21 protein-coding genes and 1 riboswitch are annotated in these 22,482 nt (G+C 49.7%); of the genes, 13 read left to right on the top strand and 8 right to left on the bottom strand.

Annotated features, from left to right (window positions below; all coding sequences use genetic code 11):
- Positions 1-161 precede the first annotated feature (161 nt).
- The 6 genes from apbC (at position 162) to OGV94_RS08480 (ending at position 6,867) form a co-directional block, all read left to right on the top strand.
- On the top strand, positions 162-1,271 hold the full coding sequence (gene apbC / locus OGV94_RS08505) for an iron-sulfur cluster carrier protein ApbC (RefSeq protein ID WP_075145925.1): 1,110 nt from the start codon (positions 162-164) through the stop codon (positions 1,269-1,271).
- 261 nt (positions 1,272-1,532) lie between these two features.
- Complete coding sequence (locus tag OGV94_RS08500; RefSeq protein ID WP_075146373.1) at positions 1,533-1,814, top strand: DUF2574 family protein; 282 nt, start codon at positions 1,533-1,535, stop codon at positions 1,812-1,814.
- A 274-nt stretch (positions 1,815-2,088) separates the two neighbouring features.
- Positions 2,089-2,628, top strand: a complete 540-nt coding sequence (gene yehD / locus OGV94_RS08495; RefSeq protein ID WP_043016928.1) for a fimbrial protein YehD — start codon at positions 2,089-2,091, stop codon at positions 2,626-2,628.
- Between the two features lie 63 nt (positions 2,629-2,691).
- Positions 2,692-3,372, top strand: a complete 681-nt coding sequence (locus OGV94_RS08490) for a fimbrial assembly chaperone (protein WP_172863181.1) — start codon at positions 2,692-2,694, stop codon at positions 3,370-3,372.
- Between the two features lie 13 nt (positions 3,373-3,385).
- Positions 3,386-5,872 carry a fimbrial biogenesis outer membrane usher protein gene (locus tag OGV94_RS08485; RefSeq protein ID WP_286523076.1) on the top strand — a complete coding sequence of 829 codons (2,487 nt, stop codon included), beginning with the start codon at positions 3,386-3,388 and terminating at the stop codon, positions 5,870-5,872.
- An 11-nt stretch (positions 5,873-5,883) separates the two neighbouring features.
- A complete protein-coding gene (locus OGV94_RS08480; RefSeq protein ID WP_286523074.1) occupies positions 5,884-6,867 on the top strand; it encodes a fimbrial protein in 984 nt (327 codons plus the stop codon).
- A gap of 56 nt (positions 6,868-6,923) precedes the next feature.
- On the opposite strand, the gene OGV94_RS08475 is transcribed toward OGV94_RS08480, so the two are convergent.
- Positions 6,924-7,256, bottom strand: coding sequence for an RcnB family protein (locus OGV94_RS08475; protein ID WP_003834436.1), 333 nt, complete (start codon positions 7,254-7,256; stop codon positions 6,924-6,926).
- A 345-nt stretch (positions 7,257-7,601) separates the two neighbouring features.
- Between OGV94_RS08475 and OGV94_RS08470 the strand changes: the two genes are divergently transcribed.
- The 6 genes from OGV94_RS08470 to OGV94_RS08445 all read left to right on the top strand — a co-directional run bounded on the left by OGV94_RS08470 (position 7,602) and on the right by OGV94_RS08445 (position 14,529).
- A complete protein-coding gene (locus OGV94_RS08470) occupies positions 7,602-8,054 on the top strand; it encodes a hypothetical protein (protein WP_286523072.1) in 453 nt (150 codons plus the stop codon).
- 15 nt (positions 8,055-8,069) lie between these two features.
- Positions 8,070-11,195, top strand: a complete 3,126-nt coding sequence (locus OGV94_RS08465) for an efflux RND transporter permease subunit (RefSeq protein ID WP_286523070.1) — start codon at positions 8,070-8,072, stop codon at positions 11,193-11,195.
- Positions 11,188-11,805: a TetR/AcrR family transcriptional regulator gene (locus OGV94_RS08460; protein WP_047410037.1), complete on the top strand. Its 618-nt coding sequence runs from the start codon at positions 11,188-11,190 to the stop codon at positions 11,803-11,805. Before OGV94_RS08465 ends, OGV94_RS08460 begins: the two co-directional genes overlap by 8 nt.
- 221 nt (positions 11,806-12,026) lie before the next feature.
- Positions 12,027-12,124: riboswitch (TPP riboswitch) on the top strand.
- A 31-nt stretch (positions 12,125-12,155) separates the two neighbouring features.
- On the top strand, positions 12,156-12,944 hold the full coding sequence (gene thiM, locus OGV94_RS08455; protein WP_181634554.1) for a hydroxyethylthiazole kinase: 789 nt from the start codon (positions 12,156-12,158) through the stop codon (positions 12,942-12,944).
- On the top strand, positions 12,941-13,741 hold the full coding sequence (gene thiD / locus OGV94_RS08450) for a bifunctional hydroxymethylpyrimidine kinase/phosphomethylpyrimidine kinase (RefSeq protein ID WP_043016921.1): 801 nt from the start codon (positions 12,941-12,943) through the stop codon (positions 13,739-13,741). Before thiM ends, thiD begins: the two co-directional genes overlap by 4 nt.
- Positions 13,742-13,782: 41 nt before the next feature.
- Complete coding sequence (locus OGV94_RS08445) at positions 13,783-14,529, top strand: GntR family transcriptional regulator (protein ID WP_286523067.1); 747 nt, start codon at positions 13,783-13,785, stop codon at positions 14,527-14,529.
- Here OGV94_RS08445 and OGV94_RS08440 read toward each other — a convergent pair.
- From OGV94_RS08440 to OGV94_RS08430, 3 genes are read right to left on the bottom strand one after another with little or no spacing between them, the layout of a single operon-like run.
- Positions 14,503-15,468, bottom strand: coding sequence for a PfkB family carbohydrate kinase (locus tag OGV94_RS08440; RefSeq protein WP_172863173.1), 966 nt, complete (start codon positions 15,466-15,468; stop codon positions 14,503-14,505). The two genes, OGV94_RS08445 and OGV94_RS08440, sit on opposite strands and share 27 nt — an antisense overlap.
- Positions 15,465-16,469, bottom strand: coding sequence for an ADP-ribosylglycohydrolase family protein (locus OGV94_RS08435; RefSeq protein ID WP_043016918.1), 1,005 nt, complete (start codon positions 16,467-16,469; stop codon positions 15,465-15,467). The genes OGV94_RS08440 and OGV94_RS08435 overlap by 4 nt, the downstream gene beginning before the upstream one ends.
- On the bottom strand, positions 16,466-17,743 hold the full coding sequence (locus tag OGV94_RS08430) for a nucleoside permease (protein ID WP_043016917.1): 1,278 nt from the start codon (positions 17,741-17,743) through the stop codon (positions 16,466-16,468). The genes OGV94_RS08435 and OGV94_RS08430 overlap by 4 nt, the downstream gene beginning before the upstream one ends.
- Positions 17,744-17,995: 252 nt before the next feature.
- On the opposite strand from OGV94_RS08430, the gene fbaB reads away from it, so the two are divergent.
- Positions 17,996-19,048, top strand: a complete 1,053-nt coding sequence (fbaB, locus tag OGV94_RS08425) for a class I fructose-bisphosphate aldolase (protein WP_043016916.1) — start codon at positions 17,996-17,998, stop codon at positions 19,046-19,048.
- Positions 19,049-19,069: 21 nt separating this feature from the next.
- Here fbaB and yegS read toward each other — a convergent pair whose 3' ends face one another.
- The 4 genes from yegS to artQ all read right to left on the bottom strand — a co-directional run bounded on the left by yegS (position 19,070) and on the right by artQ (position 22,480).
- Positions 19,070-19,969, bottom strand: coding sequence for a lipid kinase YegS (gene yegS, locus OGV94_RS08420; protein ID WP_080624937.1), 900 nt, complete (start codon positions 19,967-19,969; stop codon positions 19,070-19,072).
- Positions 19,970-20,100: 131 nt separating this feature from the next.
- A complete protein-coding gene (gene artJ / locus OGV94_RS08415) occupies positions 20,101-20,832 on the bottom strand; it encodes an arginine ABC transporter substrate-binding protein ArtJ (protein WP_213733317.1) in 732 nt (243 codons plus the stop codon).
- Positions 20,833-21,095: 263 nt separating this feature from the next.
- Complete coding sequence (gene artM, locus OGV94_RS08410) at positions 21,096-21,764, bottom strand: arginine ABC transporter permease ArtM (RefSeq protein ID WP_286523065.1); 669 nt, start codon at positions 21,762-21,764, stop codon at positions 21,096-21,098.
- Positions 21,764-22,480 (bottom strand): arginine ABC transporter permease ArtQ, encoded by a 717-nt coding sequence (gene artQ / locus OGV94_RS08405; protein ID WP_043016913.1) that lies wholly within the window; start codon positions 22,478-22,480, stop codon positions 21,764-21,766. Before artQ ends, artM begins: the two co-directional genes overlap by 1 nt.
- Positions 22,481-22,482: the final 2 nt, after the last annotated feature.

The raw sequence follows: 22,482 nt of genomic DNA, 5'->3' as shown, positions 1-22,482 counted from the left end.
GGGCAATTACTTCTTTTGTAGTGAAAAGGGCTTTGATAGTACCAAAATGGTAATTACTGCGCCAAGCGATAAGGGCATTTATCCGTAAATGAATAATTGTTGCGGTTGGAGTAAACTACCTGGTGACTATTGTATATTCAGAACAACAAAAAGGAGTCGGGATGAACGCACAATCCCAGGCCAAATCACCAGAGACCCTGCGCGCCATGGTCGCCGGGACGCTGGCGAATTTTCAGCATTCAACCCTGAAGCATAATCTGACGACGCTTAAAGCGTTGCACCACGTCGCCTGGATGGATGACACGTTGCACGTTGAGCTGGTCATGCCGTTTGTCTGGCATACCGCGTTTGAGGAATTAAAAGAGCAATGTAGCGCCGATCTGTTGCGTATTACCGGTGCGAAAGCGATCGACTGGAAGCTGTCGCATAACATTGCGACGCTGAAACGCGTGAAAAACCAGCCAGGCATTAATGGTGTAAAAAACATTATCGCCGTCAGTTCGGGTAAAGGCGGCGTGGGCAAATCTTCTACCGCCGTGAACCTGGCTTTGGCGCTGGCTGCGGAAGGCGCGAAGGTAGGGATTCTGGACGCCGATATTTATGGGCCGTCTATCCCAACGATGCTCGGCGCGGAAAACCAGCGGCCAACCTCGCCAGACGGTACCCACATGGCGCCTATCATGTCTCACGGTCTGGCGACGAACTCTATTGGTTATCTGGTCACTGACGATAACGCAATGGTGTGGCGTGGTCCGATGGCCAGCAAAGCGCTGCTGCAGATGCTGCAGGAAACCCTATGGCCGGATCTTGATTACCTGGTACTGGATATGCCACCGGGCACCGGTGACATCCAGTTGACGCTGGCGCAGAACATTCCGGTCACGGGGGCTGTTGTGGTGACCACTCCGCAGGACATTGCGCTTATCGATGCGAAAAAAGGCATCGTGATGTTCGAAAAAGTCGAAGTGCCGGTGCTGGGTATTGTTGAGAATATGAGCATGCATATTTGCAGCAACTGCGGTCATCATGAGCCAATCTTTGGCACCGGAGGCGCGCAGAAGCTGGCTGAGCAGTATCACACCCAACTGCTGGGACAGATGCCGCTGCATATCTCTCTGCGTGAAGACCTCGATCGTGGTACCCCGACGGTTATCAGTCGTCCTGACAGTGAATTTACCGCCATTTACCGTGACCTGGCTGGGCGTGTAGCTGCCCAGCTTTACTGGCAGGGTGAAGTTATTCCGGGCGAGATTGCCTTTCGCGCCGTGTAATTAACCGCGTGACAGATATTCACCGCATCATAATAAATTGATGCGGTGAATGTATGGGGTGAATAAACTTCGTTATATTGTTTATCCTGCCTGTATAATCCATGTCTTTTTCTGAATAAATCGCTTCAATGCATCATTTGAATTGATCAAATTCATCCTATTAATCTACAATCTCAATTAGTTCTGGTGAGAGAGTTAACCATTACTCACAGCCAGACGGCTTGCACGCTGTTTCCGCCCAATACAGGAATAATGAATGCTATGAAAATTAGTTTATTCTTGGGAGTTATTACTCTGATGTATGGAATGAGCGCTTCTGTTTTTGCCGCAGAGACTGCCACCGTGAATATAAGTGGTCGAGTAACCGAGCCTACCTGCAGCACTGATGTTGTCAATAACGAAGTGCAGCAACGCTGTGGCAATGCCGTTTCCTTTTCAAACGTCAGAGAGGGTGTCTCCAAACCGACAAAAGGTGCGGTAACGGAAATTGTTACTGTTCCCGGCGACGCTACACGGCAGATTGTGCTGACTCGTTATGATTAAAAAGTCTTTTATTAACCATGTATTTTTGTGGTGAATAATGCGTGGTTAATTATTTCCTCAAAGAATTTCACTCCGGCAGTTAATCTCCTAAATTTATTAATTTATAAACAATAAAGAACTCTATTTATTTGTTGCAATTATATTGCTCTTTGCAACTTGTTTTAAATCAATAAAACAACGTGTTTACATTGCGGTAACGTTTCTGGTGTGCGAATTTAATTTCAAGAGTTAAACCCTCTTAATAAATAGAATTCAATTCATTAAGGAAGATACTATAAAACGTTCAGTTATTTCTGCTGTTGTGCTGTCTGCTGTATTTATGAGCGCTGGGGCTTTTGCTGCTGATACCGATCAGGGTGAACTGATTATTACTGGTAAGGTGGTTGGAACAACCTGTAAATTTACGGGTGACACCACGGCGACCATTGGTATGAACCAAATTGGTGCTGACAGATTAAATACCTTAAGTGCGGGTGGTGTTTATGACGGATACTCAAATAAGACTACCGTGCCATTGACTGTTGAATGTACGGGGGATAAAGCACCGAAAATTACTTTCTCCAGTTCTCAATTTGACAGCACTAATAAATATATTACACGAAATACTGCCGCAAATAATGGTGCTGGCTTCTCCGTTTACTATGGTGATGACTTTACTAAACAGGTTAACCCCGATACAGGTATTGAGTTAACCAAAACCGCAGACAATAAATATACGCTGAACTTTAGCGCACGCTACGCGAAAATTGGTACTGCCGCTGTTTCCGCTGGTGACGTTGCCTCTTCGCTGACGATGACTGTTGTTACTGATTAAGATTGCTATCCTGTTTATCGGCGGCTCTGGTCGCCGATTATTTCCGTAGTAAGGATAATTATAATGAAAAAAATAATAGTATTATTATTAGTTGGCACAGTATTGCCTGCGTGGGGTGGCGTGTACATTTACGGCACGCGTGTCATTTATCCGGCACAGAAAAAAGAAATTACCGTACAGTTAATGAATGAAGGTAGCCGTAGCTCCCTGGTTCAGTCCTGGATAGATGACGGAGATACCAGCCTGCCACCAGAAAAAATCCAGGTGCCATTTGTGATGAATCCTCCCGTGGCTAAGGTCAGCGGAGGTTCTGGTCAACAACTCAAAATCAAGCAACTAGCAAATACGCTGCCAAAAGATCGTGAAAGCCTTTTTTTTCTTAATGTGTTGGATATTCCTCCTAATTCTGCGGAATCAGCAGGGAAGAATATGATTAAATTTGCTATGCAGAATCGCATCAAATTTATATATCGTCCTCAGGGCATTGCCGGTGTAGATGAAAAAAGCTTTTCTCGCTTAAGCGTCAGATATGTCAGTGGTGGCATTAATATCAAAAACAATTCTGCCAACTGGATAACGATACCTGAGCTCGTGGGTAATTCAAAAATAAACAGCGAGACAGTGTTGCTTGCTCCGTGGTCAGATAAAAAGGTTGTCACTGCTGCTGTCGTTAATCATTACAAGGTTACTCTTATTGACGATCACGGAAACTACTTAAGTGAAAAAATAAAAACGGAAAGATAGTCAAGGACTGATTATGTCAAAGATAAACTCCATTACACTGGCAATCTTGTCAGTGTTAGCCACTTCATCCGCATGGGCTGAAGAAGACACGTTTGATACAAATTTTATGATCGGTGGTTTGAACGGCGAGAAAATCTCTCGCTATCAAATTGATGGTGATAAGCCAATGCCCGGCATATATGAAATGGATGTTTATCTTAATAACCAGTGGCGTGGCCGGTACGAAATTAATATCAACGCTGATCCTGATGCGACATGTCTGTCCTGGGCACAATTGCAGCAAATTGGTATTCGCACAGAGAATATTAAAACGGATAAAAAAGAGGAGTGCGTGCCGCTTCGTGAAGCAGTGCAGGGCGGCAGTGTTGGTTATGACATCGGGCAATTTATTTTGAATCTAAGCGTTCCGCAGGCGTATGTGCTGGAATATGAACCAGGATATATGCCGGCTGAAACCTGGGATCGCGGTGTTAACGCTTTTTATACCTCTTATTACGCCAGCCAGTATTACAGTAATTATAAACACGGTGGTGATGATAAAAGCAGCTATGTGAACCTGAATAGCGGGTTGAACCTGCTAGGGTGGCAGTTGCACTCAAATGCCAACTATACCAAAGGCAACGAGGGCAGCGGCAACTGGAAAAGTAACACGCTATATATGGAGCGAGGTATCCCACAAATACTTGGCACGCTACGTACCGGAGATATGTATACCGGCGCGGATATCTTTGATGCGGTACGTTTTCGTGGTGTGCGTATCTGGCGCGATATGCAAATGTTACCGAACTCAAAACAGAATTTTACCCCAGTAGTCCGCGGGATTGCCCAGAGCAACGCGCTGGTAACCATCGAACAAAACGGCTTTGTTATTTACCAGAAAGAAGTTCCACCTGGCCCATTTGCTATTGATGATCTCCAGCTCGCTGGCGGCGGTGCGGATTTAGATGTGAGCGTGAAAGAAGCGGATGGTTCGGTATCTCGTTATCTGGTGCCTTATTCATCTGTACCAAATATGCTGCAGTCGGGCGTATCGAAATATGATTTTGCTGCTGGGCGCAGTCATATAGAGGGGGCTGGCAATCAGTATGATTTCCTGCAAGGTAGCTATCAATATGGTCTGAACAATCTGCTTACGGTCTATGGCGGCACTATGCTGTCACAAAACTATACCTCATTTGTGCTCGGGACCGGTTGGAATACACCCATTGGCGCAGTATCGGTAGACGCCACGCGATCGCATAGTGAGCAGGACAATGGTGATGTTTTTGATGGTCAGAGTTATCAGGTTGCGTGGAATAAGTATGTCGCTCAGACCGGCACGCAGTTTGCGCTGGCAGCTTTTCGTTACTCCTCGCGAAATTATCGTACCTTTAATGACTACGTATGGGCGAATAACAAAAATCACTATGACCGCGATGAAAATGATGTTTATGACGTTGCGGACTACTATCAGAACGATTTTGGACGTAAGAACAGCTTTTCGCTGAATATCAATCAAGCGTTACCCGAGAACTGGGGATCCCTGGCCGTCAGCGGCCTGTGGCGCGACTATTGGCAGCGCAGTGGAACCGGCAAAGATTATCAGCTGAGCTACTCGAACGCCTGGCAGCGAGTCAGTTACACCTTGTCTGTTAGCCAGACCTATGATGAGGACAACCACGAGGATAAACGTTTTAACCTGTATATCTCCATCCCATTCTCGTGGGGGGATGGGATTTCCACGCCGCGACGCGATTTGTTCGTATCCAACTCGACGACGTTTGATAATGACGGCTTTCAGTCGAGTAACACCAGTCTCAGCGGTGTTGCCGGAAACCGCGATCAGTTTAGTTTAGGGGCAAATCTGAGCCATCAACGTCAGGAGAGTGAGACAACGGTAGGTGGTAACCTGGTCTGGCGCGCGCCGATGGCGACCTTTGGCAGCAGTTATAGTCAATCGAATAAATATCAGCAGGCCAGCGGCAATATTCAGGGTGGGTTAGTCGTGTGGTCAGATGGTGTCGCGTTAGCCCCTCGGCTTTCAGATACATTCGCCATTGTTAAAGCGCCTGGGTTACAGGGCGCGGCCGTGCAGGGACATCGTTATCTAACAACTAACAGCAAAGGTTACGCGGTTTACGACAGTCTGACGCCGTATCGTGAAAATATGCTGATGCTGGATCTTTCCGACAGTAATAGCGATGTGGCGTTGCTGGGCAATCGAAAAGGCACAGTACCTTATCGCGGCGCGGTCGTGATGACGGAGTTTGAAACCGATCGGCGTAAACCCTGGTATTTCATTGCCGAGCGTTCGGATGGCTCTCCGTTATCGTTTGGTTATGAAGTGGAAGATGAACTTGGTAATAATGTTGGCCTGGTGGGGCAGGGTAGCCGGTTATTTATTCGTACCAATGATATTCCCGCTTCGGTACGCGTTGCAGTTAATAAACAACAGGGGCAGTTCTGTACGATTACCTTCGATAAGGCGATTGATGAGAATAAAGTCTATACTTGCCGCTAAGGATGCAAGATATGAAAGGATACGTATTTTTGATGTTTCTGCTGCTGTCATCCTTTGGCGCCGATGCCGGATGTACATTTCAGACAAAAAATGGTGCATTAACGACAATTAATCTGGATATGACATCTGGAACAGCAACGAACAAAATCAATCTCAGCTCCGGTAGCGATATAGTGTGTACTGCCAATAGTGACAGCTTATATTATACAACACCTCTCAAGGATTACATTGTTGCAATTCAGGGTAGCGGTGGCAAAAAGGTTTTAATAAATATCAATCTAACCAGCAATGATTTTCCTGTTAGCATTGGGAAGAAAACGGTTAGTGCCAACGAAGTGTTGAATACCAAGATTTTCACTATTACAGCAAGTTATGTAAATTCAGGAACGGCTAAGCAAACGGTTTCCGGTGATGCATTTAGCCTGAGCGACTCGGCGGTAAGCATAACCTCTGATAACTCGTGTACTTCAAACTGGCTTGCTTATCTTTATTGTTGGATTACCGGGCGTTTATCGAGTAATTCTGCATTTACGCAGAATATTAACTTTACTGTTACGCATAAACCGACGACCTGCCAGTTCTCCTTACCTCGATACGAAATTAAAATGCCAGATACCACATTAAATGAAATGAATACGGCAAATAATACAAAATCAGGATCTGCAAATTTGGTACTGAATTGCAATAGTGTTTATAACGTTACTACCAACCCCGTGAGTTTTAAGGTGGCTCGCGGTGACTGGGATGAAAGCGGGAAAATACTAAAAAATACGCTAACGAATGGCGCAAAAGGAGTGGGGTTCCAGATATATAACGGCACCGCGACGACTCCCCTAAAACTGGGGGATACTCTGATGAACAGAATAGCTAAACTGGATACAATCAACAATCAGTACACTTTCCCTATTACTGCGAAATATGTTCGTGTGACAGGAGAATCGTTACGGCCTGGTGAGGTTCAAAGTAAAGTCATATTTGCGGTATCTTATGACTAATTAGTGCGGTGTGATGTTTCTAAAAAATGTACCTTCGTGATGAAGGTACGTTTTTTTTATCGGTGATAAAAAATCTCGCCGTCGTAGGCTTTAATGATCTTAGCATCAGCATCATTGACCAGCACGTACGCGCCACCCATGTAGGTCCAGTGGGTGCCTGCGGTCGGTGCAGGCAGGTTGCGCAGATTCCACTGTTTAATGGTGTATTCTTCGGTGAGATACAGTGGTGGAACCTTGTCACCGGGTTTGAAATGGGTGAAGTCAGCAATAAAGCTGCTCAGCTCATACTTATCGATACCTGTGGGCGCAGCTGTTGCAGCCGGCGCGGCCCAGACGACACTGCTTGCAAGCAGGAGTGCACCCAGCAACATTTTATTCTTCATACCCATCCTCTCTACCTCTTCGGGTCATCAAAATCAGTCATGTATCATTCCTGGCTTACAGGGCATCTGACAAGGACTTTTTTGTTATCACACCAGTAATTTCGTAAAAAGTGTAAATGAATGTACAGCATTGCGACAATTTCAAGCGGCATTTTAGCGATGAAGTATCACGTTTTTGCATATCAACTCAGAGTGGAGCTGTTACACGACATACAGGAGTTGCTCCGGTCTCTGTGACCCGGAACAGTTGTCTTCAAGAAGACCCATTACTGGAATAGCGTTAAAAATTGATGCTTGTTTAATCAATTTATTTACTTTACTGTAAAGTAAATAAATTCATGGGATTTTGCTATGGTTAACTGGGAAAAATTATTTTTTTTCATTATGTTAATGGCTTTTTCATGTCATCTTAACGCATCTCTGCATGAGGGGGTATCTGTGGAACCAAAGACTGTTGAACGCTGTCTGGTAACGCGGGACCGTGAGCTGGCTTGCTCTCAGTGCACTGATTTGAATTATCAGCATATGCAGCTACGACTCAGCTATTTACGTTTTTTACTACTACAAAATAGTTTCACTATCCAAACCTATGACTATCTCTGGCGTGAACATCAACGAACAATGTCTTGCCTTGAAATCAGCAGATACATTGTCGCAAAAGCAATCAATATTCTGCTATGCCCAGCAACGGTCACATTGCCCATACCTCAACCTGTTTTTAATTTGTGGCAAACATCGCATATGGCTTTTATTCAGCGTGCCAGGCCTCCGCACGTGTTTTCACTGCGCGACCCCAATGACTAAACGGAGGAAAACACGATGCTGGCTCACTTCTTTATTTTCCGTCCTGTATTCGCCGCGGTCATTGCTATTTGCATCGTTTCTGCCGGTATCCTGGCTCTTTTCACATTGCCTGTTGAGCAGTATCCGGATATTGCGCCTCCGGGGGTGAACGTTACGGCAAACTACCCAGGCGCTTCTGCGCAAAACGTTGAGGACAGCGTAACGCAGCTACTTGAACAGCAAATCAAAGGAATTGATGGTCTGCTTTATTTTTCTTCAACCAGCAGTTCAGCTGGTCAGTCTCGTATTAGTCTTAGCTTTGAACAAGGTATTAATCCCGATATAGCGCAGGTCCAGGTGCAAAATGCTGTAAATCAGGCTATGACACGGCTACCGCAGGAGGTGCAACAACAGGGGCTTTCTGTGACTAAATCACAGGGAGATAGCCTGATGGTTATCGCCTTATATGACCAGAACGATCGTTTAACCAGTGTCGATATTAGCGACTTCCTTATCAATACGTTGCAGGAGCCCTTAAGTAGAATAAAGGGGGTGGGAGAAACAACTGTTTTTGGTGCGCAATATGCCATGCGGATTTGGCTCAACCCACATCAACTCAATAATTATGGTTTGATGCCATCAGATGTACAAACGGCTATCGAAGCACAAAACTCGCAAGTGACCAGCGGAGAGATTGGCTCTCTTCCTTCTCTCAATGATCAGTATCTGAATGCGACGGTGACCGCCCAGTCCCGCCTGGAAACATCAACGCAATTTGAAAGTATCATTCTTCGGACAAATAATGATGGTTCAGCTGTATATTTGCGAGATGTTGCTCGAATCGAACTTGGGGCTGAAAACTATCAGAATCTGACCACACTTAATGGTCATCCTGCTGCTGGAATATCTATTCAACTCGCATCCGGAGCTAATGCACTGGAAACTGCTGAAAAGATTCGCGTTGAAGTTAACAGATTAAAAGATCGGTTTCCGCAAGGCATTGTCGTTGCTTATCCTCGTGACAGTACACCGTTTGTGACGGTGTCCATCGGAAATGTTGTGCAGACGCTGATTGAAGCGATTGTTTTTGTTGTGGCGGTAATGTATCTATTTTTACAAAACTGGAGAGCCACATTAATCCCCTCATTGACGGTGCCCGTCGTATTATTGGGCACATTCGGCATCCTCAGTCTGCTGGGTTATAGCATCAATACCTTAACACTCTTTGCCATGGTGCTTGCCATTGGGCTACTTGTCGACGACGCGATTGTCGTGGTTGAGAATGTCGAACGAGTGATGGAAGAAGAACATCTCGATCCGCTGCAGGCTACGCTCCACTCCATGCGGGAAATAACCGGTGCATTAATAGGTATCGCGCTGGTCTTATCCGCCGTTTTTATTCCAATTGCGTTTTTTGGTGGTTCAGTCGGCATTATTTACCGCCAGTTCACAGTGACCATTGTTTCTGCTATGTCGCTTTCCGTGCTGGTTGCACTGACTTTAACCCCTACGTTGTGCGCTCATTTGCTTAAAAGACGAAATGAGAAGAAAGGTAAATTCTTCACTCATTTCAACAGGTATGTCGAAAAAAGTCAGCATCGCTACATTAATATGCTTGCGCAAATATCAGCGCGTCCTGTGAGAATCATTATTCTCGCTTTTCTGATGTCGATGTTCATGGTTTGGCAATATCAAAAACTCGCGACCAGTTTTCTTCCGGAGGAGGACCAGGGGGCAATATCAATCCAGTTCACTCTTCCTCCAGGGGCGCCAATGTCAATGACTCAGAAGGTTGGAGATGAAATCACACGCTATTTTATGACACAGGAGAGTGCCAATCTTAACGCTATATTTACGGTCGCTGGCCGAAATAACGCAGGTAGCGGGCAAAATGTGGGAATGTCCGTTGCTGAGTTAAAGCACTGGGACGAGCGTCAGGGTGAAACGAACAGCGCTCAGGCTATTATCGCAAGGGCTAATCAATATTTTAATCAAACGTCTCAGAACGCCGCTATCAGCATTGTATCTCCACCCACAGTTCGTGGGCTGGGACAATCCAGTGGGTTCGAATTATGGCTTCAGGATATTTCAGACCGCGGTTATCACAGTCTTAATCAGGCGCAAACAATGTTACTTACGGCCGCCAGAGAAAACCAAAATCTGAACGCTGTGCGAGTGAACAGCCTTGCCGCAAAGGCGTTGCTGCAGGTAGATATTGACAGACAAAAAGCACAAGCTCACGGCCTTGAACAGGCGGATATCAACGAAACTCTTTCTGCTGCATGGGGAGGGATTTATGTTAATGACTTTATTGACCGTGGCCGAGTAAAACGGGTTTATATACAAGGTGATGCGCCATGGCGTTCAATACCTGAAAACTTATCCGCCTGGTTTGTACGTAACAGTAGCGATGATATGACCTCATTCGCCAGTTTTGCCTCCTTCCGCTGGACTACTGGTCCACAAATGCTTCAGCGATTCAATGGATTACCTGCTGTGCAATTTCAAGGAGATGCAGCTCCCGGCATAAGTTCTGGGGCAGCAATGGCTGAAATGGTCAGGCTGATAGCGCCAATCGAAGGATTTGATCTGCAGTGGAGCGGGATATCATGGCAAGAACAGGCTTCCTCGGCACAGACACTGTGGGTATATCTTGCCTCCGTTGCGTTCGTATTTTTGTGTCTGGCTGCTTTATATGAAAGCTGGTCTGTGCCTATTGCTGTGCTTCTGATTATCCCACTTGGGGTTCTCGGCGCAGTGAGCGCAGCCTTAATCGCCGGGTTCGAAAATGATGTCTACTTCCAGGTAGGTATACTAACAACGATGGGGCTGTCAGCAAAAAATGCAATTCTCATTATTGAATTCGCTTTGGCGCAAATCCGCAGGGGTAAACCGTTGATTCAGGCCGCTTTTGAAGGCGCAAGATTACGCTTACGTCCTGTCATCATGACGTCTCTGGCATTTGTTGTTGGAGTTATCCCTCTGGTACTCTCTACGGGCGCAGGGGCCTCCAGCCAGAAAGAGATTGGAACTTCGGTAATCGGCGGTATGCTCACAGGCACGTTACTGACGCTGCTCTTTGTCCCACTATTTTTTGTTCTCATTCAGCAGGGAATCTCGAGACTAAAAAAAGGCAAACGTAAGGAATGCAATAATGGTTAATCAACGTGGGCGGCCAATGAAGTCCCGCCCTCGCATTTTACAAACGGCATGTGAGCTGTTTCTCAAGCATGGCATTGACGTGTCCCTTGATACTATCGCCAGTGAAGCAGGGACAACGCGGCCGACCCTTTACAGCCATTTTCCGGGGGGAAAGGATGCTCTCCTGCTGGCGACGTTTGAATTTCTGAATGACAAAATGCAGCCGCCTTTACGCCAGTTACTCCAGGAGCAACTGGATTTTCCCGATCTCCTGAGAGGTTTTGCCCGGGTTGTACAGAATCATTTCTATACCCCTGAGAATATCCATTTCCAGCGATTATTGATTCAAGTGCTGGTTCAAAAGCCCGATTTACACGTCATGCTGGAGCAAAGAAACTCTGGACGCGTTTTGCAGGCGCTGACAGAAATTCTGGAACAGAAAAATAATGAAGGAATAGTCACGTTAGATAATCCGGAATTACAGGCTACTGCTTTCCTCGGGGCCATTATGGGATATCTGCTTCCTGGAGCAATAATCTCGCAAAAAGCAGTTGATCCCCATAAACTTGAGAAACTGGCTGAATGTTCAATTGCAACCTTTCTGTCTGCCTGGGAATTTAAGAGCGGATGATCGTGGTGTCTCAGCATTGAGACGCGCTACGAAATGCCTGAGTGGATGACGACGCCTGCGGCAATGAGCGCCCCTTCCAGAATAAACCGCTGCTGTTCACCTCCCTCGCTGGCTGGTAAAGTATGCGGTGTGGATACATTCCGCCATTCAGTAAATGGATAGCAGGGGCTTAAGTATGTAAGTTTCCCTTACTGTCCTTTTAATATTATTGAGTTTTATGTAACAACGACTCGGGGTGCCCTTCTTCATTGAAGGCTGAGAAATACCCGTACCACCTGATCTGGATAATGCCAGCGTAGGGAAGTCTGACACTGCTCGTGTCCCTTCTTCGCGCGGGCAGGAGCTGAACCATGCAGCCTGACCTGCACAGCCGCGCACTCGCGGCTCACACCTTGCACCAATTTAGAACGCTTTCACCACTCACACACTGTATGACCAACGAGGTCGTGCAAAGCTTTACGGCCAATACGCTACTGGCGCTGGGCGCATCCCCTGCGATGGTAATCGAGCCTGAGGAAGCCAGCCAGTTTGCGGCTATCGCCAGTGCGTTGCTGGTGAATGTCGGCACTTTAACCCAGACGCGGGCTACGGCGATGCGTGCCGCCGTTGAGCGGGCACATCTCGTTAAAACCCCGTGGACGCTCGATCCCGTTGCCGTGGGCGCGCTAGAGTTTCGCCGTCGCTTCTGTCTGGATTTACTGGTACTACAGCCTGCCGCTATCCGTGGCAACGCCTCGGAAATACTTGCTCTGGCGGGTATGAACAGCGGGGGCCGCGGCGTCGACACGACAGATACGCCAGCCGCTGCGCTTTCCGCTGCGCAGGCGTTGGCTCGTCAGGTTGGGACCATTGTCGTGGTTACCGGCGAAGTGGACTACGTGACCGATGGTCAGCGTACCGTCTGCGTGAACGGCGGTGATCCGTTGATGACCCGCGTGGTGGGCACCGGATGCGCGCTGTCGGCGGTCGTTGCGGCCAGTTGCGCCCTGCACGGTGACCGGCTTGATAACATCGCCTCCGCCTGTAGCTGGATGAAACAGGCCGGGCAAATAGCCACACAACAATCAACCGGACCGGGCAGTTTTGTCCCGGCTTTTCTCGATGCCCTCTATAACCTGAACGCACAGGAGCAAGCATGAAACGGATTAACGCATTAACGATCGCCGGAACCGATCCAAGCGGCGGTGCGGGTATTCAGGCCGATTTAAAAACCTTCTCGGCGCTGGGCGCTTACGGCTGTTCGGTTATCACGGCGTTGGTGGCGCAAAATACGCGCGGGGTGCAGTCGGTTTATCGCATAGAACCTGACTTTGTTGCCGCACAACTGGACTCGGTGTTGAGTGATGTGCGTATCGACACCACCAAAATCGGTATGCTGGCGGAGACGGATATTGTTGAAGCGGTTGCCGAACGTTTGCGTCGCCATCGGGTGCAAAATGTCGTACTGGATACGGTGATGCTGGCGAAAAGCGGCGATCCGTTGCTGTCGCCCTCGGCGGTAGAAACACTGCGTACCCATTTGCTGCCGCAGGTTTCGATTATCACCCCTAATTTACCCGAAGCTGCGGCACTGCTCGGGGCTCCCCATGCGCAGACTGAGCAGGAGATGCTAGAGCAGGGAAGGGCACTGCGGGCGCTGGGCTGCGAGGCGGTGTTGATGAAAGGCGGTCATCTGGAGGATGCGCAAAGCCCCGACTGGCTCTTTACCCGTGAAGGAGAGCAGCGTTTTACCGCGCCAAGGGTGATGACCAAAAATACCCATGGCACCGGCTGTACGCTATCCGCGGCGCTGGCGGCGCTGCGTCCGCGCCATGACAACTGGGCACAGACAGTGCAGGAAGCTAAGTTGTGGCTTTCTGCGGCGTTGGCGCAGGCCGACACCCTGGAGGTTGGTGAGGGAATTGGTCCGGTACATCATTTCCACGCGTGGTGGTAATGGGTATACTGGCTGCAGAGAAGGCTGCAGGAAAAAGATAAATGGAACAAGCGCATACCCAGCTTATCGCGCAACTGAATGAACGCATTGCAGCGGCAGATAACACGCCGCTGTATATGAAATTTGCGCAAATAGTGAAAAACGCTGTGCGTAGCGGGATTCTGGAGCATGGAAATATCCTGCCCGGCGAGCGCGATCTCAGCCAGTTAACCGGCGTTTCGCGAATTACGGTACGCAAGGCGATGCAGGCCCTGGAAGAAGAAGGCGTAGTGACGCGCGCCCGTGGTTACGGGACGCAGATCAACAACATCTTCGAGTATTCGCTAAAAGAAGCGCGTGGTTTTTCACAGCAGGTGGTTTTGCGCGGTAAAAAGCCAGATACGCTGTGGGTCAACAAGCGTATTGTGCCTTGCCCGGAAGAGGTGGCTCAGCAGTTGGCTGTTGCCGCGGGGAGTGACGTCTTCCTGCTCAAGCGCATTCGCTATGTAGATGAAGACGCGGTTTCTATTGAAGAGTCATGGGTTCCTGCCCATCTTATCCATGACGTGGATGCCATCGGCGTTTCACTGTATGACTATTTTCGCAGCCAGCATATTTTCCCGCAGCGCACGCGCTCCCGCGTCAGCGCCCGAATGCCTGATGCGGAGTTCCAGGCGCACATTCAAATGGACAGCAAAGTGCCGGTACTGGTGATCAAGCAAGTAGCGCTTGACCAGCAGCAACGGCCCATTGAATACAGCATCAGCTATTGTCGAAGCGATCTATACGTCTTTGTGTGCGAGGAGTAACGCCTCGCGCGAAGGGGCGCAATCGCCGCCGCGATGCCCTACCACCCAGGACGCAACTGCGTTACCCAGCAGTACGGCATCAGCCAGGGTCCAGCCAGACGCCAGTCCGGCCAGCATGCCGCCCGCGTGGCTGTCGCCTGCGCCGATAGTATCAACGACCGCTGTCGCAAATGCCGGTACGCAACCGGATGTCTGAGCGCTGAAATACCACGCGCCGTCTTTATCGTGGCGTACCACTACCGGCGCGGCGAAACGTTGTACCCATTCTGCGCCAAAACCTTCTACATCATGACTTAATGTAAACCGCTCGGCGGCAATTTCCGCCTCCTGACGATTAAGTGACACCAGCGGATGGCAGGCCATAATTCTTGCCAGTAAGGGCTCGGGAATGTCGCCGATGCGTGGCCCAAAATCAATAAACGGCGTCACCTCCTCCAGACCTTCCAGCCACTGCACCAGCAGTTCGCCACACCCAGAGGCTAACTGATAGCCCGAGAGATACACCAGACTATGGCGTGGGATATCCAGCTGTGCCAGCCAGTCAGCGTTCCACTGATTTTCAACGCCGCTAAAGGACATAAAGGTACGTTCGCCATCCGGCTCGACCAGAGCCAGACACCAGCCGTTATCGCCCGCGGCATTGTCGATCAGGCTGTGCAATCCCTCTTTTGCCATCCGGTTGCGGATAATGTCGGCCCACACCCCTTGACCCAGCGGTAAAGCATTACTGGCGTCGATACCTAAACGTTTGAGCGCCACGGCAATATTGAGCGCGCAGCCGCCAACGTTCACCCCCTGCTGTTTGAGTTCAATGTCACATCCGCGCCAGGGAAGGGCATATGCATCGGCAATGACATCAATTACCGCCGCACCCACCACCGTAACGGGCCGCTGTGTACGCAACTGCGGGAGGAGGTGTTGCAGATGCGTGGCGATCATAGCGCCTCCCGCTGCTCGCGCAGTCGCATCAATCCACTGGCGTAACGGATAAAGTCGAGCTGATTTACCGCATCCAGCTCATGTTTCAATGTCGGGTTAATCGCGCTTACGCCATGGATAGCGCCACAAATGGCGGTTGCCATCGCCCCGATGGTGTCGGTATCACCCCCGAGGTTTGCGCACAGAATAGCGCAGCGGTTAGGATCGGTCTGCGCCAGTTCAACCATAGCAATGGCGCAAGGCACGGATTCAATGGTACTGGTTCCGGCGCCCACAACCTGATACAACTGCTCGCAGGCAGACTCAATGCCGTCAGCATTACGGACGATTTTCAGTGCCAGCTCAAGTCGTGCAGAGAGTGATGCGCTAAAGGTCGTGATCCTTTTTTGCTGCGCATGTTGGGCAATGGCAGGTAGCGCATCGACAATCTCTGACCACTGGCCTCCGTCGATAGCGCGTGATACCGCCCACGCGACCACAACAGCGCCAGCGATAGCCAGATCCGATTTATGCGTCGGGCTGGAGGCCAATGCCACATCATCGATAAAAGCATCGACATCGCGGGCGGGTAGCAGGCATCCCAGCGGCGAAACGCGCATTGCCGCTCCGTTGGTCACGCCGTTGTTTTCCAGTTCGGCGACAGGTTTGCCGTCGCGAATGGCTTTTAGCGCGATTTTTGAAGTTGGGCCGAGCACGTTTTTATTAAAGGCGTCAAAACGTTCGGCCCAGGCCAGAATATTGCGGCCAATAACGTCTGGCACAATCTCTCCGTCGCACTCGAGCAGGGCATCAGCCAGACACAGCGCCATTGACGTGTCATCAGTGAACTCCGCCTGGTTAAAATAGCAGGCGGCATTATTCTCCGCTGGGCCGGGCAAAAAACGGTCGATCCAACCGAAATGAGCTTTTACCCGGGTTCGTGGCCACAGTTCCGACGGCATACCCATCGCATCCCCTAACGCCTGCCCGTAAAGAGCACCGAGAATACGTTCTGCTTTCATTTCACTTCCCCTTGTTTCAACGCTACATCGCGATCGTCCACCTTAATGGCGGTGATTTCTTTATCTGATTCGCGAAAGAAAATCATAAACATCACGGCAATGACGGCGATCATGACTGCGCCAAATCCCCACATGCCAGCCCAGTTGAAGGTAAGACCATTAACCGGTTCCTGATAAGCAAACATTTTTTCCATCATCACGCCGCCCAGACGGTAACCGAGCAGGCTGCCGAATCCCTGACAGCAGAGGGTGATAAGCCCTTGCGCAGCGGTGCGCATATGTACCGGTGCTTTTTTATCGACATAAATGTAGGCCGTGACGTAGTAGAAGTCGTAACTAACGCCGTGCAGCAGAATGCCGAGAAACAGCAAAGCATAAGTGAAATATTCCTCCGCGCCGCCGTAAACGAAAAATCCGTAGCGGATAGCCGCAGTAATAAGACCAAGCAGCAATACCTTTTTAATGCCAAAGCGTTTGGTGAAAAACGGTAACGCCAGCATAAAGAAGATTTCAGAGAACTGGCCCAGCGTCATCCAGCCGGTGGCGTTTTTCATTCCAACTTCTGTCAGGTAGCCGTTGGCGAAGATGTAATAGAACGCCAGCGGCATTGCGAACAGGAAAGAGCAAAAGAAAAAGACGAGGAAGTTCTTATCACGCAGCAGGATCAGCGCATCCAGACCCAGCATGACTTTGAAATCCATCTTGCCGGTACTTTTTGGCGGCGTATCCGGTAAAAAGAACGCAAAGACGCCCAACAGCGCAGAGCTTCCGGCAGTGATAAGCAGGGGGATATTAGTGGGTGAAATATCGCTATAGCCAAGCATTTGCGGTAAGAAACCGCAGGCCAAACCAGAAGCAATCCAGCCGATGGTCCCCATCACACGGATGCGTGGGAAATCACGTTCAACGTCCGGTACGTTGGCAAAAGCGATGCTGTTGGTCAGCGCAATCGTCGGCATATAGGTTAACGAATAGGCCAGTAACAGCGGGAAGAATCCACTGAAGGTGGTTTGCTGGGCGGCGAAATACATCAAAATAGCGCCAGCGAACATCAATACCGCCAGCACTTTCTGCGCGGAGAAAAAGCGGTCAGTGATTGAGCCGACCAGGATGGGCGACAGGATCGCGGCAATCGCGGTACAGGCGTAAGACCAGCCGATCTCCCCGGCGCTAAAGCCGCTTTTACTCAGCCACAGCCACAGCGGTACAAACCAGGCGCCCCAGATAAACCACTCTACAAACATCATGAACGACAGCTTAACTGTAGTTTTCATCTTTAAATCCTTCATGACAGGTAAGGTACGCCATGATAGTACCATTCGATAATACCTTTAAAATACCTTTGAGGTCTAAATTTGACCGCCTTAACATTATTTCTTCCTGAATCGAGCCAGCAGAAGTTGCTGAAAAGTGCGCTAAAGATGGAAAAAAAACGCAGTCGGTACCAGGCTTATTGCTGCCCGCAACAAAACGGGCCAGGACAATCCACATTCCGTTTTCAAAGCGGAACTTACGGGAGCATAGCTATGACTGATATTGCGCAGTTGCTTGGCAAAGACGCCGACAACCTTTTACAGCATCGTTGTATGACCATTCCTTCTGATCAACTTTACCTGCCTGGACATGATTACGTCGACCGCGTGATGGTGGATAACAACCGTCCGCCAGCCGTGCTGCGTAATATGCAGACGCTGTATAACACGGGCCGACTGGCCGGGACAGGTTATCTGTCTATTCTACCGGTGGACCAGGGCGTGGAGCACTCCGCTGGGGCATCGTTTGCGGCTAACCCGCTGTACTTTGATCCGAAGAATATTGTGGAGCTGGCTATCGAAGCAGGGTGTAACTGCGTGGCATCGACCTATGGCGTGCTGGCTTCTGTTTCCCGTCGCTACGCGCACCGCATTCCGTTCCTGGTAAAAATTAACCACAACGAAACGCTGAGCTATCCCAATACGTTTGACCAGACGCTGTATGCCAGCGTAGAGCAGGCGTTCAATATGGGTGCGGTTGCGGTGGGGGCAACCATCTATTTCGGTTCAGAGGAGTCTCGCCGCCAGATTGAAGAGATTTCTGCCGCATTCGAGCGTGCTCATGAGCTGGGTATGGTCACGGTGCTGTGGGCGTATCTGCGTAACCCGGCGTTTAAAAAAGATGGCGTGGATTACCATGTTTCTGCCGATCTTACCGGGCAGGCTAACCATCTGGCGGCCACTATCGGGGCGGATATCGTGAAGCAAAAAATGGCGGAAAATAACGGCGGGTATAAAGCGGTCAATTTTGGCTACACCGACGATCGCGTCTATAGCAAGCTGACCAGCGACAACCCGATTGACCTGGTGCGGTATCAACTGGCGAACTGCTATATGGGACGCGCCGGGTTAATTAACTCTGGCGGTGCGGCTGGCGGCGAAACCGATCTGAGCGATGCGGTACGTACTGCGGTGATTAACAAACGTGCGGGCGGTATGGGGCTGATTCTTGGGCGCAAGGCATTCAAGAAAACCATGGCCGACGGCGTTAAGCTGATTAACGCCGTGCAGGATGTTTATCTGGATAGCAAAGTCACCATCGCCTGATTTCAGGCGACTGCCATCGTGTTAGCGCAACAGCGGACAACCCGGCGGCAGTCGGCAACGTAACGCCGCGGGCAGGATTTCAATATGAAACTCTTGTCCGCTGAGCGGTTCGCCATCGAGATTAAAGGTAATTTCATGCGGGGCGCGGATATCAAACCACGATGATGCGCCCTCGATAATGTTAGGGTTGTCTTCGGATTGCGTTAACGCCGAAAGCAGCCCAGGCAACAGCTCTTCTCCGGTAAAAATACGCAGTTGCAGCAGACCATCGTTGATAAGCGCTGTCGGGCATAGCTGTTGCCCCCCACCGGCCTGGCGACCATTACCGATACCAATTACCAGCGCTTTACCCTGCCAGTGAAAGTCTTCCCCTCGAATATCGCAGATGTCGGGTTTGAGCGTATCCATGCGCATTAATCCGTGAATAAAGTACGATACGCCACCCAGCGCAGCCTTGAGTTTTTCTGGTGTCTCGGTCGTGATGCGTGTGCCGAAGCCACCGGTTGCCATGTTGATAAAACAGGTTTTATCATTGACCTGCACCATATCGATCGCCGTCGCATTTGCGGCGATAGCCAGCTTTAACGCCTTATCAAGGTCCTCGGGTATACCAACGCTGGTGGCAAAGTCATTCGCCGTTCCCAACGGTAAAATACCCAGCGCCGGAATATTGCCGCCCTGCGACTGGATAAGCGCCGTCGAGACTTCGTTTATTGTGCCGTCGCCGCCACCGGCAATCACTGTTTCAACGCCCAACTGACGAGCTTCATCAACGTATCGTTGGGCGTCGCCTTTTTCCCAGGTAACGCGAACATGGATTTCCACACCCTCATCACGCAGATTCGCAATGGCGTCACGCAGCGGAAGGTTATCAGCACTTTTTCCATTGAGGATCAGTAAACTGGCAGGGAATGCTATCATCCTTTTGCCTCACTTTTTTTCGTTTTAACAAGTGTACGCCAGGAATGCGTTTATGGCGTAAGAACTGACTGAAAGCGCAGGCGAAGAGACAAAAAAAGCCGCAGAGCGCGGCTTTTCAGGTTGGGCAGACGTTACTGTGGGAACCACTGATCGCTGATTTTCTGGTACGTGCCGTCAGCTTTGATTGCCGCCAGCGCGCTGTTCAGTTTTTCCAGCAGGGCTTTGTTATCCGGGCGAACCGCGATGCCAAGGCCAGTACCGAAGTATTGTGGGTCGGTCACTTTATCAGTGGCTACGCCTAGCTGCGGGTTGGTTTTAAGCCACTCGTTAACCACAGCGGTATCGCCAAATACGCCATCAATACGACCATTTTTCAGGTCGATAATCGCATTCTGATAGCTGTCGTAGGCCACGGTTTTCACTTCAGGATGTTTGTCCTGCAAGTATTTCTGGTGCGTGGTGCCGTTTTCCATGCCGATGCGTTTTCCTTTCAGGTCGGCAAAGGTTTTATAGGTGTCTTTTTTCGCAATCACCAGCGCGGAGTTTGCATAGTACGGCTGAGTAAATGCAACCTGCTTGCTACGCTCAGGCGTGATATCCATTCCGGAAATTACCGCATCATATTTCTTAAATTTCAGCGCGGGGATCAGGCTGTCGAAAGCGTGATTGGTGAAAGTACAGTCAGCCTGCATTTGTTTGCACAGCGCCGTTGCCAGATCGATGTCAAATCCGACAATTTTATTGTTTGCGTCGAGCGACTCAAATGGCGGGTAAGTTGCTGATACACCGAAACTAATTTTATCAGCGGCTGAGGCGCCAGCGGCGAAAGTAGCAAGTAATGCAGCCAGTACTAAATTTTTCATGGTGGAACTCCCGTCTGTCAATCTTATGATTATTTACCGTGTCTGCGGCGTGGATTAACAATGCCATTTAATGAATTTATATGCAATAAAAATGATTAAATATTTTTTCTGATATAAAAAAAGACGGACAATTTAGGTTCTTGTCCGTCTTCATGTTTTTTACTTTATGCATATTTGCCGGATGGCGGTGCTAGCACCTTATCCGGCCTACAAAAGGTGCATGAACCGTAGGCCTGATAAGCGTAGCGCCATCAGGCATATGTTTAATTCCGCTGTTCAAACGCCAGCGCTTTACGTTCGATTAAGCGCATCATCAGCGTCAGCAAACCGTTGACGATCAGATAAATCACACCCGCCGCACCGAAAACCATGACGTCATAAGTGCGACCGTACAGCAGTTGGCTATAGCCCATGACTTCCATCAGCGTGATGGTGTATGCCAGCGAAGTACTTTTAAACACCAGCACCACTTCGTTGGAATACGAGGAGAGGGCGCGTTTAAAGGCGTACGGCAACAGAATCGCCAGCGTATCCTTCTTGCTCATCCCCAACGCTCCGCAGGACTGCCATTGGCCTTCCGGGATTGCACGAATAGCGCCGTAGAACAGCTGAGTGGTATAGGCCGCACTGTTTAACGACAGCGCAATTAAAGCGCACAGCCACGGTTCTGACAGCAGATGCCACAGCACCGGATACTCTTGCAACGTCGGAAATTGTCCTGGCCCGTAGTAGATCAGGAAGATTTGCACCAGCAGCGGTGTACCGGTAAACAGCGTGATATAAGCGCGAACCAGCCAAACCAGAACCGGTGTTTTCAGCGTCAGGATGACGGTGAAAATCAATGCCAGCACCAGAGCAACCACGATGGAGGCGACCGTCAGCATCAGGCTGGTATGCAGCCCTTTCAACAATTCAGGTAAATACTCAAGCATCAGCCTGGTCTCCGCTCAAAACGTGTCGCGCGCAGGTCAATGCGTTTGAGAATGTACTGGCTCACCAGCGTAATCACCAGGTAAATAGCCGCCGCCACAATGTACCAGGTAAACGGCTCCTGGGTACGGGTGGCGATGCTCTTGGTTTGCAGCATCAGATCGTTCACGCTGATAAGGCTGACCAGCGCAGTATCTTTCAGCAATACCAGCCACTGGTTACCCAGTCCCGGTAGTGCATGACGCCACATCTGCGGCATCACCAGACGGAAGAAGATCGCAGCTTTAGACAAACCTAATGCCTGACCTGACTCCCATTGTCCGAGTGGCACGGCCTTCAGCGCGCCACGCAACGTTTGCGACGCGTAAGCGGCATACAGCAATGACAGCGCAATCACACCGCACAGGAATGGACTGACGTCGAAGTTTTCGATCTGCATCTGAACCGGGATTTGTACAAACCCGAGATTGATCGTAAAGCCATCGGCTAGCGTCAGCAGCAGCTGCGAGGAGCCAAAATAGATAAACAGAACCACCAGAATTTCCGGCAGACCGCGCAGGATGGTGACCAGAGCTGAGCCGGCCCATGCCACTGGACGCCATTTAACTGACTCCCAGACGGCAAACAACATGGCAAGCGCGAGGCCAATGATCAGCGCACAAACGGCAAGGCCGACGGTCATCCCGGCGGCGCTTGCTAAAGGAAAAAATTCATTCATCA

This window comes from Citrobacter sp. Ce006 (assembly GCF_030336535.1).
GTDB classification, from domain to species: Bacteria; Pseudomonadota; Gammaproteobacteria; order Enterobacterales; family Enterobacteriaceae; genus Citrobacter; species Citrobacter europaeus.
The sequence above is the reverse complement of the archived record's forward strand: the minus strand, read 5'-3'. Positions and strand labels throughout refer to the sequence as shown.